Source organism: Qipengyuania polymorpha, assembly GCF_019711435.1.
GTDB lineage: Bacteria > Pseudomonadota > Alphaproteobacteria > Sphingomonadales > Sphingomonadaceae > Qipengyuania > Qipengyuania polymorpha.
The window spans coordinates 310,286-325,933 of sequence record NZ_JAIGNK010000001.1; the positions used below are offsets into that span (position 1 = coordinate 310,286).

The following is a 15,648-nucleotide window of genomic DNA, read 5'->3' on the forward strand; positions in this document are numbered from 1 at the left end:
GTGCGCGCCGTTCGCTAAAGATTCGGCCAATCCGGGCCATTTCGAAGGCGGGCAAATCCACATGGAAGGCGCTCATACCGGTGCCCGGCGCGGGATACTCCGCACCACGGGTTCCAGCCTTCCAGAGGTACAACCGGAAAGGAAATGACCATGGCGGCTCCTACCGTCACCATGCAGCAACTGATCGAGGCCGGCGCACACTTCGGCCACCAGACCCACCGTTGGAACCCGCGCATGAAGCCGTATATCTTCGGCGCGCGCAACGGCATCCACATCATCGACCTGTCGCAGTCCGTGCCGCTCTTCGCGCGCGCTCTCGACTTCATCAGCTCGACCGCACGTTCGGGCGGCAAGGTGCTGTTCGTCGGCACCAAGCGCCAGGCGCAGGACCCGATCCGCGAAGCAGCGCTCGCTTCGGGCCAGCACTTCGTCAACCACCGCTGGCTGGGCGGCATGCTCACCAACTGGAAGACGATTTCGCAGTCGATCAAGGAACTCAAGACCCTCGAGGAAAAGCTTTCGGGTGACACCGGCGGCCTGACCAAGAAGGAAGTCCTGAACCTGACGCGCAAGAAGGACAAGCTGGAGCTTTCGCTCGGCGGTATCCGCGACATGGGCGGCATTCCCGACGTGATGTTCGTCATCGACGCCAACAAGGAAGACCTCGCCATCAAGGAAGCCAACGTGCTTGGCATCCCCGTGGTCGCCGTGCTCGACACCAATGTCGATCCCAACGGCATCGCCTTCCCGATCCCGGGCAATGACGACGCTGCGCGCGCCATCAAGCTCTATTGCGATGCGGTTGCCGAAGCAGCCCGCAGCGGCAAGGGCGAAGGCGTGACCGACAGCGGCGCAGACGTCGGCGCGATGGAAAATCCGCCGGAAGAAGCCGCGGCTTAAGCCCGTACCCGTTCGGCGGGGGCGCAATGTCCCCGTCACATTTGCGAGATACGCGCCGGGCCGCTGAAACCAGCAGGCCCGGTGCCTTCGCACCAAAACCTCCCAAGAAGGAAATTACCATGGCTGCATTCACTGCTGCTGACGTAAAGGCCCTGCGCGAGAAGACCGGCGCGGGCATGATGGACGCCAAGAAGGCGCTCGAAGCCGCTGGCGGCGATATCGAAGCCGCTGTCGACGCACTGCGCGCCAAGGGCCTCGCCACCGCCCAGAAGAAGTCGAGCCGCACCGCAGCCGAAGGTCTCGTCGGCCTCGCCGTCGAAGGCACGAAGGGCGTTGCCGTCGAAGTAAACTCGGAAACGGACTTCGTTGCGAAGAACGACAAGTTCCAGGACTTCGTCCGCAAGACCACTAGCGTCGCGCTCGGCGTGGACGGTGACGACGTCGAAGCCCTCAAGGCTGCCGGCTATCCCGAAGGCGGCACCGTCGCCGAGAAGCTGACCGACAACGTCGCCACCATCGGTGAAAACCAGCAGGTCCGCCGCATGAAGACCGTTTCGGTCACCAACGGCGTGATCGTGCCCTACATGCACAACGCTGTCGCTTCCGACCTCGGCAAGATCGGCGTTCTCGTCGCTCTCGAAAGCGAAGGCGACAAGGCCAAGCTCGAAGAACTCGGCAAGAAGCTCGGCATGCACATCGCCGCTGCTTTCCCGCAGGCTCTTACCGCAGAAGGCCTCGACGCCGACGTGATCGCACGCGAACGTGCCATCGCGCAGGAAAAGGCTGCCGAAAGCGGCAAGCCCGAAAACGTCCAGGAAAAGATGGTCGAAGGCGCTGTCGCCAAGTACGCCAAGGAAAACGCGCTGCTCAGCCAGATCTACGTGATCGACAACAAGACGCCGATTGCACAGGTCGTGGAAGCTGCTGGCAAGGACGTCGGCGCCAAGGTCGAACTGGTGGACTATGTCCGCTTCCAGCTCGGCGAAGGCATCGAGAAGGAAGAAACCGACTTCGCAGCCGAAGTGGCAGCTGCCGTCGGCGGCTAAGCGCTAGTCCGCTTCCTACACGAATAGGGCCGCCGGAGTGTTCTCCGGCGGCCTTTTTCGTGCGCGCCGGAGTGATTCGGCGGAGTTAGTTGATGAAGTACAGACGGTGCCGCGGCCTTCCATGGGAGGGCGTGTGGTCCGGACAGGAATGACGATGTGAAAGAGCCGGGGCGAAGCTAGCGGTAGCGCATGTGGTAGGAAAGCCATTTGCCTGCGACTGAATGTGATAGGGTTCACTAGGGCGTTTGCTTATCAGCAATTTCCTCGAAAATCGCGCGAGCCAACGACCATCCCAGCCTTGAAAGGGTAAGGTCGTAGTACGGCTCGACCATATCGAAAAACATTGAGTTCCTTAACCGGTCGGCCTGACCGCTCTCAAGTGCAGTTTTCAATTCGTCCAAATGACTTTCGAGTGCTGAATTGTCTAGAACCAACCTTCTTTCGATGACCCCCAGCCTCATTAAATCATCTAAAGCAAGCAAATCATCAAATTCATATTCACGCTGGAGAAGGTCGATAAACTGCCGTTCTCTGAACTTGAACGAAATGACTTCACCATCGCCTAAGATGGACTGATGAGTTTGCATTCGATCTTTCACGATCTGAAATAGTCGCGCGGAAGGTGGTGAGAATTTCGCAATGACTTCGAGATTTCGCTCTTGGAGGGCATCTTCGTTCCCATCGACAGCGTTCGCTAGGATTGTGGCAAAAAGGTCCTGAACGGTCGATTGGTCCTGCTTCGAAGCCTCTTCGAACCAAGTAAATGCGTATTTTGCGGAGACTTTATCCTTATCCAGTTTAAGGCCTTTGGCTTCTAATTTCGATACGAGCTTCCGGCTGATCTCTGCCGCATTTTCAACCCTCCAAGCTGCAACCTTGTCCCCGACTATAGCTTGCCACACTTCCGACAAGGTGCCGCCAACTGCACTGCGCAGTGGCTTCACTGTCTCACTATTTATGGCCTTGTTTCCCACCTCTTCAACGATGGGTATCAAGTCGTTTGGCAAACTCACCTCCTTAATTTTCAGAATGATCTAGGCACCATTGCGGGATCGGCAAGGCCTTTCCCTTTGCGCCTTGCATCCTTCATGGCTAAGGACCCCCAAACCCCATAAATAGAGACTGCCCGCATGACCCTCCCCAAGATGAACCGCGTCCTCCTGAAACTGTCGGGCGAGGTGTTGATGGGTGGCCAGCAGTTCGGCATCGACCCGGCCTTCGTGCTGGAGCTCGCCAAGGAAGTGAAGGCGGCCAAGGACACGGGGCTCCAGATTTGCCTCGTCATCGGCGGCGGCAATATCTTTCGCGGTATGGCAGGCGCGGCGCAGGGCATGGACCGCGCGCAGGCCGATTACATGGGCATGCTCGCCACGGTGATGAACGCGCTGGCGATGCAGAGCGCGCTCGAGCAGCTGGGCGTCGAGACCCGCGTGCAGAGCGCGGTGCAGATGGACCAGGTGTGCGAGCCGGTCATCCGCCGCCGCGCCGAGCGTCACCTCGAAAAGGGGCGCATCGTGATTTTCGCAGCCGGCGTCGGCGCACCTTATTTCACCACCGACAGCGGCGCGGCCCTGCGCGCTGCCGAGATGAAGTGCGACGCGCTTTTGAAGGGCACCAGCGTCGATGGCATTTACGACAGCGACCCGAAGAAGAACGCCGATGCCAAGCGCTATGAAACCGTGAGTTACTCCAAGGTGCTCGCAGATGATTTGAAGGTCATGGACGCCAGCGCCGTGGCGCTGTGCCGCGACAATGAAATCCCCATCGTGGTGTTCTCCATCCGCGAGAAGGGCAATGTCGTGAAGGTCCTTTCGGGCGAGGGCACGCAGACCATCGTCACCGACCACACCGCATAAACCGAACGAAGAAGACAGGACGAGGAAGCCACATGGCCAAGTACGACAAAGCCGATATCGAACGCCGCATGAAGGGCGCCGTTGAAAGCCTGAAGGGCGACCTTTCGGGCCTGCGCACCGGCCGCGCCAACACCAGCCTGCTCGATCCCGTGGTGGTCGAGGTCTACGGCTCGATGATGCCGCTGAACCAGGTCGCCACCGTCTCGGCGCCTGAACCGCGCATGCTCAGCGTGCAGGTGTGGGACAAGGCCAATGTCACCGCGGTCGAGAAGGGCATTGCCAAGGCCAACCTCGGCCTCAACCCGATGATCGACGGCCAGAACGTGCGCCTGCCGATGCCCGACCTGACCGAGGAACGCCGCAAGGACCTCGCCAAGGTTGCCGGCGAATATGGCGAGAAGGCGAAAATCGCCATCCGCAACGTGCGTCGCGACGGCATGGAAGCGCTCAAGGAAGACGAGAAGAAGAAGGAAATCTCCGAGGACGAGCAGAAGCGCTGCGAGGGCGACGTCCAGAAGCTGACCGACACCTATGTCTCCGAAACCGATGATGCGGTGGCGAAGAAGCAGCAGGAAATCATGTCGCAGTGAGGCCTCGCGCGCCAACCTCCGTTCGCCTCGAGCGGATGCGGAGCACTGCTGAAAGCAGAACTCAAGAGGCGTTGGCGCGGAAGTGTCTCGACTACGCTCGACACGAACGGAAAGCGGCGTGAGCAAGCCCGAGAAAACCCAGGAAGCCCGCCATGTCGCCATCATCATGGATGGCAACGGGCGCTGGGCGAAGCGCAAGCACCTGCCCCGCGTGATGGGGCACAGGAAGGGCGTGGAGGCTGTGCGCGAACTGGTGCGCAGCCTCAAGGATACGCCCGTCGAGTGCCTGACGCTCTACGCCTTCAGCAGCGAGAACTGGAAGCGGCCCGAAGACGAGGTCGACGACCTGATGAATTTGATGCGCAAGTTCATCAAATCGGACCTGCCCGAATTCATCGCCAACGACGTGCGGCTGAAAATTATCGGTGACTGGCAATCGCTTGCGAGCGATATCGTCGAGATGCTCGAAGATGCGCTGGCCAAGACCGCGCATGGCTCGCGCACGCTGGCGGTGGCGCTCAATTACGGCGGGCAGGCGGAAATTGCGCAGGCGGCGGCAAAGGCTGCGGCGGCTGGCGAGGTGACCGAGCGCAGCATTGCCGCCAATCTCTACACCGCCGATTTGCCCCCGCTCGACTTGCTCATCCGCACCAGCGGCGAAGTGCGCCTGTCCAATTTCCTCTTGTGGCAGGCGGCCTATGCGGAGATGATTTTCACCGAAGTGCTGTGGCCCGACTTTACGCCTGAGCATCTGCAGGATGCGCTGGACCAGTTTGCGGGCAGGGAGAGAAGGTTTGGCGGCAGATAGAACGCAAACGGGAATCGTCATCCTGAACTTGCTTCAGGATCCATCTCTCCACCTGTCGGACGTCGCGCTTTCGGCACAATGGATGCTGAAACGAGTTCAGCATGACGGCAAGGGGCGGGGGCAATCGGTGTGAGCGACGGTCAACTTCCAAGCGAATCCATGCCCCTGGCGACCAAGGCGTCGGACCTGCCGATGCGGGTGCTGTCGGCGGCTGTCATGATGGCAATCGCAATTGCGGCTATCGTTGCGGGCGACCCGTGGCTCGACTTGTTCATCGCCGCCGTGGTGATCGTGACGCTCGCGGAGTTTTATCGGCTCGTGCTCAAAGCGCCTTTCGGCATCGTTGGCAAGGGGGTCGGATTATTTGCGGGTACTATCTACATCGCCCTCGCGGGCCTTATTTTAAACGCGCTGCCCGTACCGATGATTATCGGCGTCATCGGCTCAGTCATTTTCGTCGACAGCTTTGCCTATGCGTTCGGGCGCACGCTGGGTGGTCCCAAGATTGCGCCCAAGATCAGTCCGTCCAAGACATGGGCAGGCCTGCTCGGCGGCGTGGTGGGCTCGAGCCTCTGGCTCGGCATCTTCGTCTATGTCGCGGCGCGGCAGGTGAGCGGCGCTAACACCTTGGGCTTCGAGGCGGGCGAATTGGGCACGCTGGTGCTGATGGGCGCGGCGATTGCCGTCGCAGCGCAGAGCGGCGACTTCTTCGAAAGCTGGCTCAAGCGCAAGGCGGGCGTAAAGGACAGTTCGAACCTTATTCCCGGCCATGGCGGCTTTTTCGACCGCACCGACGGCATCATCCCGGTCGTGCTGCTGGCGGGCCTGTTTCTAAACGTGATGCGATGACACGCTCGATTACCATCCTTGGCGCGACGGGTTCGGTGGGCGCATCGACGCTCGACCTCGTGCGGCGGAATCCCGATGATTGGCGGGTCGAGGCGCTGACCGCGCATTCGAACGTCTCCGACCTTGCCGCGCTGGCGAAAGAGTTCGGCGCGAAACAGGCGGTGATTGCCGACGAAGCGCGCTACGGCGAGTTGAAGGACGCGCTGGCGGGCTCGAATGTCGAGGCGGCTGCCGGACGCGCTGCCCTTTGCGAAGCTGCGGCCCGGCCCGCCGATATCGTCATGGCGGCCATTGTCGGCTGCGCGGGCCTTGCGCCGGTCATGGCGGCTATCGAGCAGGGCCGCACCGTGGCGCTCGCCAACAAGGAAGCGCTGGTCTCGGCGGGCGAGGTGATGACCGCCGCGGTCGAGAAGCACGGCGCGACGCTGCTCCCCGTCGACAGCGAGCACAATGCCATCTTCCAGTGCCTGCAGGGTGGGCGGCTTGACGAGGTGCGCACTATCACGCTTACCGCCAGCGGCGGTCCGCTGCGGCTGGTGGAGGACCTCGACGCGGTTACGCCCGAACAGGCCATCGCGCATCCCAATTGGGACATGGGCGCGAAGATCAGCGTCGACAGCGCGACCATGTTCAACAAGGGCCTCGAACTCATCGAAGCGCATCACCTCTTCCCCGTCGGGCTCGACAAGATACGCATCGTGGTCCACCCGCAGAGCGTCATTCACTCGATGGTGGAATATCGCGACGGCTCGACGCTGGCGCAGCTCGGGCCTTCCGACATGCGCGTGCCGATTGCATCGTGCCTTGCCTATCCGGCGCGGATGGACACGCCGATGGACCCGCTCGACCTTGCCGCCATCGGCGAATTGAGCTTTTTCCAGCCCGACGAGACCCGCTTTCCCGCGACCAGGCTCGCGCGGCAAGCGGCGGAGGCGGGCGGGGCCGCTCCGGCCACGCTCAACGCCGCCAACGAGGTTGCGGTTGCCGCATTCCTTGCTGGTAAGATAAAGTTCAGCCGCATTGCGCTAACGGTGGACGAAGTACTGAATGCCGGAAACCTGCCCCCTGCGCCGCAATCGCTCGACGATGTCCTCGTGATCGACGAGGCTGCGCGCAAACTGGCGACGGCGCATATGGAGACTGCCTGAGTTGGACGGTTCGATCCCTTTCTGGATGTATATCATCGGCTTCCCGCTGCTGCTGGGGCCGCTGGTAACGCTGCACGAGCTGGGCCATTACCTCGTCGGACGGCTGTTCGGCGTGAAGGCGGAAGCTTTCTCGGTCGGCTTCGGCAAGGAATTGTGGGGCTACACCGACAAACGCGGCACGCGCTGGAAACTCTCGGCCCTGCCGCTGGGCGGCTATGTCCAGTTCAAGGGCGACATGGACCCCTCGAGCATCCCGCACCGCGACCGGATCGACGATGCCTCGCCTGAAGAACGCGAGGGCAGCTTCCACCACGCCTCCTTGGGTAAGCGTGCGCTGATCGTCTTTGCGGGACCGGCGATGAACATATTGATCGCTCTTGCGATTTTCGTCGGCTTCTTCGCGCTGCTCGGCAAGCCGGTGGTCGAATTTCCCGACAATTCCACGACGATTGCAGGCTTCGCGGAAAATTCGCCGGCCCAGGAGGCAGGAGCGCAAATCGGGGACCGCATTCTTGCCGTAGATGGCGAGAGGATCGACGATTTTGCCGATGTGATCGACCGTGTCGCGCTTTATCCCAACCGCACCATAGAAGTGGTTTTCGAGCGCGACGGGCGGGAAATTGTCCTTCCGATAACAATCGCATCTGTCGAACAGACCGACCGGTTCGGTAACAAGGGTTCGATCGGCCAGATCGGCATCTACCGGCCCGATGGCGACCCCAAGGTCACTTACGAGCATGTCGGGCTGGTACAGGCATTTCCCGAAGCGATCCGCCAGATCGGCCGCATCGTCGACATGATGGTGGTCGGTATCAAGCAGATCATCGTCGGCGACCGCTCGGTGAAGGAACTTGGCGGACCGGTCACGATCGGCAAGTTTGCGGGCGAACAGCTGAGCATGGGGGCGCTGTCCTTCATAAACTTTGCCGCGCTCATTTCGCTTAACTTGGCATTCATTAACCTCCTGCCAATCCCGGCGCTGGACGGTGGGCACCTGGCTTTCTACGCGGCAGAAGCTGTCCGCCGGAAGCCGCTGGGGCCCAGGTCCACGGAGGTGGCCTACAGGGCCGGTGTGGCACTCGTGCTCGCGCTGATGGTTTTCGTCACCTTCATCGATATCGCCAAGCTCCCGTTCTTCGGGAATTAGGCGGGGACAGGCCGGGTTTCTGCCGCTTGCTGCGGTGTCACACGGCTTGAAAGAGGAGGCTGCATCGGGCAGGGGGCCAATCGGCCGTCCGCGCGATGCGGGCGAAACATGATTTCAAGGACGGGAACTCCCTTGTCGATGACTGGATTTGCGACTTCCGCGAGCGATATGAACACGCGGACCAAGCGGCTTATGGCCACCCTGCTGGCAGGTACGGTGATGGGCGGCATGCCCACGGCCGTCCTCGCTCAGGAGGTCGACGAGACCACCGCCGAGGCCGCGCAGCCCGCCGCCCAGCAGCCCGATATCGTCCGCACCATCGCCGTGGCCGGTGCCCAGCGCCTCGAGCCGCAGACCATCCTGTCCTATATCCGCCTGCGTCCGGGCGACACCTATACACAGGCCGTCGGCGACCAGGTCCTGAAAGACCTCTACGCGACCGAGCTGTTCTCCAACGTCAGCGTGCGTAACGACGCGGGCAACGTGGTCATCACGATCACCGAAAACCCGGTCATCAACCGCATCATCCTGGAGGGCAACGACCGGATCAAGAATGACAAGATCATTCCCGAAATCCGCCTCGCCCCGCGCCAGATCTTCACCCGTTCGAAGGTCCGCGCCGACGTCGCGCGCATCATCGAGCTCTACAAGCGCCAGGGCCGCTTTGCCGCTACGGTCGAGCCGCAGATGGTCCAGCTCAGCCAGAACCGCGTCGATATCGTCTTCGAGATCGACGAAGGGCCCAAGTCCAAGGTTCGCCAGATCAACATCATCGGCAACGAGCAGTTTTCCGATTCGAAGCTCAAGGGCGAGATGGTCACCAAGACGACCGGTGGCCTGCTGGCGTTCCTCAGCTCGAACACCAGCTACGACCCCGACCGCCTTGCCTTCGACCAGCAGAACCTGCGCACCTTCTACCTCACCGAAGGCTATGCCGATTTCCGCGTCGTTTCCGCCGTTGCCGAGCTTACGCCCGACAAGGAAGACTTCATCATCACTTACGTGGTGGAAGAGGGTGAACGCTACAAATTCGGCGACGTCAAGGTCGATAGCCAGCTGCGCGATTTCGACGGCGATGCCATGGCCAGCCGCCTGTCGATCAAGACGGGCGACTATTACAACGCCAAGACGGTCGAGGACACGGTCGAGCAGATGACCGACCTTGCCGGCACCTATGGCTATGCCTTTGCCGACATCCGTCCCGACTTCAAGCGCAACCCCGAAGACCTGACGATGGACGTCACCTTCGTGCTGCGCGAGGCGCCGCGCGTCTATGTCGAGCGGATCGACGTCAACGGCAACACGCTGACGCAGGACAAGGTGGTGCGCCGCGAATTCCGCGTGGCCGAAGGCGATGCCTTCAACAGCCTCGCGATCAAGCGTTCGGAAGCCCGCATCAAGTCGCTGGGTTATTTCCAGGAAAACTTCGAGGTCACGCAGGTCGAGGGCAGCGCGCCCGACCGCGTGGTGCTGGAAGCCAATATCGAAGAGCAGCCGACCGGCGAATTGCAGCTGTCGGCCGGTTTCTCCAGCCTCGAGAAATTCATCCTCGCCGGCTCCATCCGCCAGAAGAACTTCCGCGGCCGCGGCCAGACCATCGGTCTCAGCGTAAACTACTCGGGCTATTCCAAGTCGGCACAGGTCAGCTTTGCAGAGCCGTACCTGTTCGACCGCAACATCTCGATGGGCGTCGACGTCTATCACCGCGAGCTCGACAACGACTTCTTCAACCGCGGCGTCTCGACCTACGAACAGGCGACCACCGGCCTCTCGATGCGCGCGGGCGTGCCCTTGAGCGAATATATGTCGCTCATCGGCAGCTACACGCTCAACCGCGAGAACGTCTCGGTCGCGGGCGACCAGCTGCTCGATCGGGATGGCGACGGCATTGCCGAATGCGTCAGCTCGCGCTTCATCTGCGAAGCCGTCGGAAAGCGCACCGCCTCGATCCTCGGCATGACGCTGAGCCACGACACGCTCAACAACCGTTTCCGCCCGTCGAGCGGTTCGACCATCTCGCTGACCGGCGAATTCGCAGGTCTCGGCGGCACGGTGAAGTACCTGCGCATGCGTTCGCGCATGGGCAAGTACTTCGACTTGGGCAGCGGCCTCATCTTCTCGCTCAACGCGGAAGGCGGCTGGATCCACGCACTCAAGGACAACCCGACCCCGGGCTTCGACGACGTGCGCCTGACCGACCGGTTCTTTCTCGGCGAACCGCAGTTCCGCGGCTTCGACATCCGTGGTGTCGGCCCGCGCATCATCACGCGGCCTTATCTCGACGACGATAACGATCCGACGACGCCGCGCGTGCTGCAGCCGCTCGACGAGTTTATCGAGGGGCGCGAGGACCAGCGCTATGCCGATGCCCTGGGCGGACGTGCCTATTACCTCGGCCGCGCAGAGATCGAAATCCCGCTGGGGGCGGGTGCGCGCGAGATGGGCCTGCGCCCGTCGATCTGGGCCGATGTCGGTTCGCTCTTCGCGCTCGACAAGCCGATCCTGCGCGACAACCCGAATGGCGTGCAGTCGACCACTGCAGATGGCGATCCGCTCTACGTGGAACTGCTGTACAACGACGACGGTACGCCGCTCATCAACGACAACGGTACGCCCGATATTCCGGAAGACGACTTCCAGTCGTTCAATCCGCTCAGCACGAATGAGGTGGACGCGCTCGGCAACCCGACGAATCCCGTCATTCCAGCCGCGAGTTATTTCAAGGAAACCCTTTACGGCGACAGCATCAAGCCGCGCGTGACCGTCGGTATCGGCGTGAACTGGAACTCGCCCTTCGGTCCGTTCAGGATCGATCTATCCCACGCGCTTATCAAGCAGGAAGGTGACGACACCAAGACCCTGTCCTTCAACGTAGGAACGCAATTCTGATGAAACTGATTACCAAGACCATTGCCGCCGCGACCCTCGCAGGCGCAGCAGTCGCCGCCACTCCCGCCGCCGCGCAGGTGAGCGGAAACATCGCTGTCGTGAACCCGCCTGCGACCATCGCCGGCAGTTCGGCACTCGGCGCTGCCTATGGCCAGGTCAACACGACCTATGCTTCGCAGATAACCCAGATCCAGCAGAAGCAGCAGCAGGCGCAGGCGCTGATCAGGCAGCTCGACACCAACAACGACGGCAATCTCGACGCTGCCGAACAGCAGGCGGCGCAGAACGCCCCGCAGGCCCAGCAGATTGCCACGCTCGAGCGTGAAATCGGCCAGCTGTCGAACCAGATCGACCTCGCCCGCATCTATGCGGTCGAGCAGATCCTCCAGCAGTATGGCGCGGCCCTGCAGACCGTGACCACCGCCGACAACATCCAGGTCGTCCTCTCGCCCGATTCGGTGACCTGGTCGAACCCGGCAGCGAACATCAACCAGAAGGTTGTCACTGCGCTCAACGCGCGTGTGCCTTCGGTGCAGATCACCCCGCCGCAGGGCTACCAGCCGAGCCAGCAGGCCGTCGCCGTTTTCCAGCAGGTCCAGCAGATCTACATGATCGCCACGGCTCGCCAGCAGCAGGCTGCCCAGCAGGCACAGCAGCCCGCACCGGTCACCAACGGTCGCTAAGAAGTAACAGGAGCACAGGGGAATGAGCGAGACCGGTTTCGACGTCGTCGAGGTGCTGAAGCGCCTTCCGCACCGCTATCCCCTGCTGCTTGTCGACCGCGTGGCCGAGCTTGTCCCCGACGAGCGCATCCATGCGGTCAAGGCCGTCAGCTTCAACGAGGATTTCTTCCAGGGGCATTTCCCCGGCGCACCGATCATGCCGGGCGTGCTCCAGATCGAAGCGCTGGCACAGGCTGCCGGCGTGCTCGCGGTGGAAAGCCTCGGCCTCGCAGGCTCGGGCAAGCTGGTCTATTTCATGGCGATCGAGAACGCGAAGTTCCGCGCTCCCGTGACGCCGGGCGTGCTGCTCGACCTCAAGGCCAGCTTCGTCCAGAAACGCGCCCGCGTTTGCAAGTTTGCAGGCGAGGCCAGCGTTGATGGCAAGGTGACCTGCGAAGTCAGCTTCACCGCGATGATCGCCGACGCACCCGAATAATCTTGCGAATCTTGGGCAGCGCCGCTAAGGGCGCAGCCTTTCCCAACACAGCTGGATCGGTCGGAACCGCTCCGAAGCTAAAAGGACGTTTATCATGAAGGCCGAAGGTCACCCCGATTACCACATGATCACGGTCAAGATGACCGATGGCACCGAATTCCAGACGCGCTCGACCTGGGGCAGCGAAGGCGACACGCTGACGCTCGAAATCGACCCCACCAGCCACCCGGCATGGACCGGCGGCAAGCAGCAGCTTCAGGAAGGCGGCCGCGTTGCAGCCTTCAACAAGCGCTTCGGCGGACTTACGCTCAAGAAGTAAGCTTCTTTTGCGACGAGAATTCAAAGGGCGGTCCTGCGGGGCCGCCCTTTTCGTTTGCGGGCCCTACTCGGCGCAATCGATGCAGCGCGTAGCGATGGGCCGTGCAGCAAGCCGGGCCTTGGCGATGGGTTTGCCGCACTGGCTGCAGGTGCCGTAAGTGCCGTTCTCGATCCTGAGCAAGGCCATCCGCACCTGCGCAATTTCCCTGCGCAGAACCTCGTCGACCCCCTCGAGAGCCTCGTCATCGGCGAGGTCGATTGCCTGCTCGCTCGAATCGGCCTCCAGCGGATGGCGCAAATCGTCCTCGATTACCTCGGCGCGTTCCAGCAGGGTTGCGAGGCGCTGTTCCAGGCCTTCGCGGATGTCAGCATAATCACTCATGCGCTTCCCTTTCCTTCTTTCCTGTCGGGCCATGATAGCATCACTTCGCCTGAAACGGGTTGATTGCCATCAAGAGCGGCCCGGCTCGAACCGCAGGACCCCTGCATAGCCATAGGCATTGCCATCTTCCGGATGGTTCTGGCCGTCGAAAACGGGCACTTCGGGCAAATCGTAGATCGACACACCGTCCACGCAGGCGAGGTTGACCCCGTAATGGTCGGGTTCGGAGCGCAATTGATGGAAGGTGTGGATGCCGCATGTCGAGCAAAAGCGGTGCTTCGCCTGCCCGCTGCCGAAAGTGTAGAGCGTCAGCGCATCCTCGCCCCGCGTGATATCCAGCGAGGCCATCGGGACATCGAGCATGACCACGCCCTTCATCGCGCAGATGGTGCAGTTGCAGCGCCGGATGACGGCATTCTCGGGCACGGTGAAGCGGAAGCGCACGGTCCCGCAATGGCAGCCGCCTTCGCGTGTCTCTCCGGCTTCGATCACCAGCCCCACTCCTTCTCGCGATACCATTTCGTGATGACGTATTTGACGCCCTTGCGCACTTTCATGCCGTGGTGGATCGTGTTCGGGTTCTCGCGCCCGTCGGGCCGCATGTTGTTCCAGCACACCAGCTTGCCCGTCTCGGGCTGGAAGGTCTTGCCCACCGCCTTGAACCGCGTCGCGCCGCCGGCCTCGACCTCGGTGAGGTAGACCATGAAGGTCCAGGTCCGCTGGCCCGCGACCGAGCAATATTTATCCCAGTCCTGCCCGCCGCGATTGAAGTAGTCGCAGTGCGGCTTGAACTCCTGCCCGACATCGTAGCGCTGGCCCTGCAGCGGCTCGCCATATTTCGGGTCGATTCCGTTGAGTGCGGCCAGCAGGGCCTCGAGTTCGCGCACGGCGGGCTCTTCCGCTTCGAGGTCGCAGGTCTCGCTGGTACGGAAATAACGGTCGTCGCCCGCATCGGCGAGCGTGGAGGGCCGCCGGTCCTTCTCGATGAGCTCGACCAGCCTCTCGCACAAATCGGGGCTGGCGAAATCCTTCAGCTGGAACACCTCGGCCTTGGGCGTCGGCAGTCGCTGCACGCCGGGGCGCGACAGCAGCAGTTCGGCAGAGGATTCGCCCGGTGCATTCATCGCTGCGCACGATAGACGGCGGGCGCGCGCTCGCAAGCCGCGTAAGAATATTACGCAAATGTCATGCGCTGCGCTTTTTCGCTTCCCATTTGGAAGAGTGTGTGCAACAGGCGCTCGCCGTTGTGCAATGCGGGTTGACGGCCCGTATCTCGCGTATATGTGCCGCCTTCCCGGCAGCGTTCCGGGGGCATGTGGCGATCGTAGCTCAGTTGGTTAGAGCGCCGGTTTGTGGTACCGGAGGTCGCGGGTTCGAACCCCGTCGATCGCCCCATCTTCTCCCTTCGCACCGGGTTTAGAGAGACACCTTTACCAAAGGGGCGAGAGGCCGATGACAGCGTTCTGGACCGAAGCGGATTACGACGACCACGAGAAGGTTCAGGTCGTACGCGACCGCAAGAGCGGCCTCACCGCGATTATCGCGCTCCATTCCACCCATCTTGGCCCCGGCGCGGGCGGTACGCGCTTCTGGCACTATGCCGAGCCCGAAGCCGCCATGCGCGATGCGCTGCGCCTGTCGCGCGGCATGAGCTACAAGAACGCCATGGCGGGCCTTCCCATGGGCGGCGGCAAGGCGGTCATCCTCGCCGACGAGAACAAGACCAAGACGCCTGAAATGCTCGCTGCCTTCGCCGATGCGGTCGAAGCGCTGGGCGGGCAGTATGTGACGGCCGAAGACGTCGGCATTTCCGAAGCCGACATGGCTGCCGTTGCAGAGCGTACCCAGTATGTCTCCGGCTTGCCGGTCAGCGGCGAAGACGCAGCTGGCGGCGATCCGGGTCCGTTTACCGCGCTCGGCATTTTCCTCGGCATCAAGGCCGCGGTGAAACACAAGCTCGGCAAGGACAGCATGGACGGTGTCCATGTCGCCATCCAGGGCACGGGCAGCGTCGGCGGCGGTGTCGCGCGCCTGCTCGCCAAGGAAGGCGCCAAGCTGACCTTGTCGGACATCCACATGGACCGCTGCGAGGCGCTGGCCGGCGAGCTGGGCGCAGAATGCGTCGCGCCCGACGCCATCATGTCGGTGCCGTGCGATGTCTTCAGCCCCAATGCGCTGGGTGCGATCCTCGACGATGACGGCATCGGCCGCCTCGACTGCAAGGTCGTCGCTGGCGGCGCCAACAACCAGCTCAAGCGCCCCGAGCATGGCCCCATGCTGGCCAAGCGCGGCATCCTTTACGCGCCCGACTATGTCATCAACGCCGGCGGCATCATCTCGGTGACGCTCGAATACCTCTGCCGCAACGACGAAGCGCCCTGCGACATCAACGAAGTGCGCAAGCGCATCGCGCTCATCCCGGGCCGTCTCGAACAGATCTGGCAGAAGAGCGACGAGACCGGCGTCTCGCCCGACCAGGTCGCCGACAAGATGGCGCAAGAGCTCATCGGGCGCTAATCCGCCTTGCGAGCAGGGGCGGGGGCTGCAATAGGCTGAC

17 protein-coding genes and 1 tRNA gene are annotated in these 15,648 nt (G+C 62.2%); 14 read left to right on the forward strand and 4 right to left on the reverse strand.

What is annotated here, in order from left to right:
- The first annotated feature begins 150 nt into the window (after positions 1 to 150).
- Positions 151 to 900, forward strand: coding sequence for a 30S ribosomal protein S2 (gene rpsB / locus K3152_RS01515; RefSeq protein ID WP_040964140.1), 750 nt, complete (start codon positions 151 to 153; stop codon positions 898 to 900).
- A 119-nt stretch (positions 901 to 1,019) separates the two neighbouring features.
- Positions 1,020 to 1,946, forward strand: coding sequence for a translation elongation factor Ts (tsf, locus tag K3152_RS01520; protein ID WP_221572329.1), 927 nt, complete (start codon positions 1,020 to 1,022; stop codon positions 1,944 to 1,946).
- Positions 1,947 to 2,182: 236 nt separating this feature from the next.
- On the opposite strand, the gene K3152_RS01525 is transcribed toward tsf, so the two are convergent.
- On the reverse strand, positions 2,183 to 2,953 hold the full coding sequence (locus tag K3152_RS01525) for an Abi-alpha family protein (protein ID WP_221572330.1): 771 nt from the start codon (positions 2,951 to 2,953) through the stop codon (positions 2,183 to 2,185).
- 123 nt (positions 2,954 to 3,076) lie between these two features.
- Here K3152_RS01525 and pyrH point away from each other — a divergent pair, with 123 nt between their 5' ends.
- The 10 genes from pyrH (at position 3,077) to rpmE (ending at position 12,710) form a co-directional block, all read left to right on the forward strand.
- Positions 3,077 to 3,802 (forward strand): UMP kinase, encoded by a 726-nt coding sequence (gene pyrH / locus K3152_RS01530; protein ID WP_040963408.1) that lies wholly within the window; start codon positions 3,077 to 3,079, stop codon positions 3,800 to 3,802.
- A gap of 32 nt (positions 3,803 to 3,834) precedes the next feature.
- Positions 3,835 to 4,392 (forward strand): ribosome recycling factor, encoded by a 558-nt coding sequence (gene frr, locus K3152_RS01535; protein WP_221572331.1) that lies wholly within the window; start codon positions 3,835 to 3,837, stop codon positions 4,390 to 4,392.
- A 118-nt stretch (positions 4,393 to 4,510) separates the two neighbouring features.
- On the forward strand, positions 4,511 to 5,200 hold the full coding sequence (gene uppS, locus K3152_RS01540) for a polyprenyl diphosphate synthase (RefSeq protein WP_221572332.1): 690 nt from the start codon (positions 4,511 to 4,513) through the stop codon (positions 5,198 to 5,200).
- Between the two features lie 159 nt (positions 5,201 to 5,359).
- The gene (locus K3152_RS01545; RefSeq protein WP_221572333.1) at positions 5,360 to 6,049 is read left to right on the forward strand and encodes a phosphatidate cytidylyltransferase; all 690 of its coding nucleotides are present in this window, start codon (positions 5,360 to 5,362) and stop codon (positions 6,047 to 6,049) included.
- Entirely contained in the window at positions 6,046 to 7,197 is a 1,152-nt protein-coding gene (gene dxr, locus K3152_RS01550; protein WP_221572334.1) for a 1-deoxy-D-xylulose-5-phosphate reductoisomerase, read from the forward strand. The genes K3152_RS01545 and dxr overlap by 4 nt, the downstream gene beginning before the upstream one ends.
- 1 nt (position 7,198) lies before the next feature.
- The gene (rseP, locus tag K3152_RS01555) at positions 7,199 to 8,344 is read left to right on the forward strand and encodes an RIP metalloprotease RseP (RefSeq protein WP_345719748.1); all 1,146 of its coding nucleotides are present in this window, start codon (positions 7,199 to 7,201) and stop codon (positions 8,342 to 8,344) included.
- 168 nt (positions 8,345 to 8,512) lie between these two features.
- The gene (bamA, locus tag K3152_RS01560; RefSeq protein ID WP_247713106.1) at positions 8,513 to 11,233 is read left to right on the forward strand and encodes an outer membrane protein assembly factor BamA; all 2,721 of its coding nucleotides are present in this window, start codon (positions 8,513 to 8,515) and stop codon (positions 11,231 to 11,233) included.
- Positions 11,233 to 11,916 carry an OmpH family outer membrane protein gene (locus K3152_RS01565; RefSeq protein ID WP_221572335.1) on the forward strand — a complete coding sequence of 228 codons (684 nt, stop codon included), beginning with the start codon at positions 11,233 to 11,235 and terminating at the stop codon, positions 11,914 to 11,916. The genes bamA and K3152_RS01565 overlap by 1 nt, the downstream gene beginning before the upstream one ends.
- 22 nt (positions 11,917 to 11,938) lie before the next feature.
- Complete coding sequence (gene fabZ, locus K3152_RS01570; RefSeq protein WP_221572336.1) at positions 11,939 to 12,391, forward strand: 3-hydroxyacyl-ACP dehydratase FabZ; 453 nt, start codon at positions 11,939 to 11,941, stop codon at positions 12,389 to 12,391.
- Between the two features lie 94 nt (positions 12,392 to 12,485).
- Entirely contained in the window at positions 12,486 to 12,710 is a 225-nt protein-coding gene (rpmE, locus tag K3152_RS01575; RefSeq protein WP_040963416.1) for a 50S ribosomal protein L31, read from the forward strand.
- Positions 12,711 to 12,773: 63 nt separating this feature from the next.
- On the opposite strand, the gene K3152_RS01580 is transcribed toward rpmE, so the two are convergent.
- The 3 genes from K3152_RS01580 to K3152_RS01590 form a co-directional block, all read right to left on the reverse strand.
- Positions 12,774 to 13,091 carry a TraR/DksA family transcriptional regulator gene (locus K3152_RS01580; protein WP_221572337.1) on the reverse strand — a complete coding sequence of 106 codons (318 nt, stop codon included), beginning with the start codon at positions 13,089 to 13,091 and terminating at the stop codon, positions 12,774 to 12,776.
- A 69-nt stretch (positions 13,092 to 13,160) separates the two neighbouring features.
- A complete protein-coding gene (locus K3152_RS01585) occupies positions 13,161 to 13,583 on the reverse strand; it encodes a GFA family protein (RefSeq protein WP_345719749.1) in 423 nt (140 codons plus the stop codon).
- On the reverse strand, positions 13,580 to 14,215 hold the full coding sequence (locus K3152_RS01590) for a prolyl hydroxylase family protein (RefSeq protein ID WP_221572339.1): 636 nt from the start codon (positions 14,213 to 14,215) through the stop codon (positions 13,580 to 13,582). Before K3152_RS01590 ends, K3152_RS01585 begins: the two co-directional genes overlap by 4 nt.
- A gap of 194 nt (positions 14,216 to 14,409) precedes the next feature.
- Here K3152_RS01590 and K3152_RS01595 point away from each other — a divergent pair.
- Positions 14,410 to 14,486: transfer RNA gene (locus tag K3152_RS01595), tRNA-His, on the forward strand.
- Positions 14,487 to 14,543: 57 nt separating this feature from the next.
- Entirely contained in the window at positions 14,544 to 15,608 is a 1,065-nt protein-coding gene (locus K3152_RS01600) for a Leu/Phe/Val dehydrogenase (protein WP_221572340.1), read from the forward strand.
- Positions 15,609 to 15,648 lie beyond the last annotated feature (40 nt).

Coding starts and splice junctions, on each gene's coding strand:
- bamA (WP_247713106.1), top strand. CDS start 8,513: ATGAACACGCGGACCAAGCGGCTTATGGCCACCCTGCTGGCAGGTACG.
- fabZ (WP_221572336.1), top strand. CDS start 11,939: ATGAGCGAGACCGGTTTCGACGTCGTCGAGGTGCTGAAGCGCCTTCCG.
- rpsB (WP_040964140.1), top strand. CDS start 151: ATGGCGGCTCCTACCGTCACCATGCAGCAACTGATCGAGGCCGGCGCA.
- rpmE (WP_040963416.1), top strand. CDS start 12,486: ATGAAGGCCGAAGGTCACCCCGATTACCACATGATCACGGTCAAGATG.
- K3152_RS01590 (WP_221572339.1), bottom strand. CDS start 14,215: ATGAATGCACCGGGCGAATCCTCTGCCGAACTGCTGCTGTCGCGCCCC.
- dxr (WP_221572334.1), top strand. CDS start 6,046: ATGACACGCTCGATTACCATCCTTGGCGCGACGGGTTCGGTGGGCGCA.
- tsf (WP_221572329.1), top strand. CDS start 1,020: ATGGCTGCATTCACTGCTGCTGACGTAAAGGCCCTGCGCGAGAAGACC.
- frr (WP_221572331.1), top strand. CDS start 3,835: ATGGCCAAGTACGACAAAGCCGATATCGAACGCCGCATGAAGGGCGCC.
- K3152_RS01600 (WP_221572340.1), top strand. CDS start 14,544: ATGACAGCGTTCTGGACCGAAGCGGATTACGACGACCACGAGAAGGTT.
- K3152_RS01565 (WP_221572335.1), top strand. CDS start 11,233: ATGAAACTGATTACCAAGACCATTGCCGCCGCGACCCTCGCAGGCGCA.
- K3152_RS01580 (WP_221572337.1), bottom strand. CDS start 13,091: ATGAGTGATTATGCTGACATCCGCGAAGGCCTGGAACAGCGCCTCGCA.
- pyrH (WP_040963408.1), top strand. CDS start 3,077: ATGACCCTCCCCAAGATGAACCGCGTCCTCCTGAAACTGTCGGGCGAG.
- K3152_RS01545 (WP_221572333.1), top strand. CDS start 5,360: ATGCCCCTGGCGACCAAGGCGTCGGACCTGCCGATGCGGGTGCTGTCG.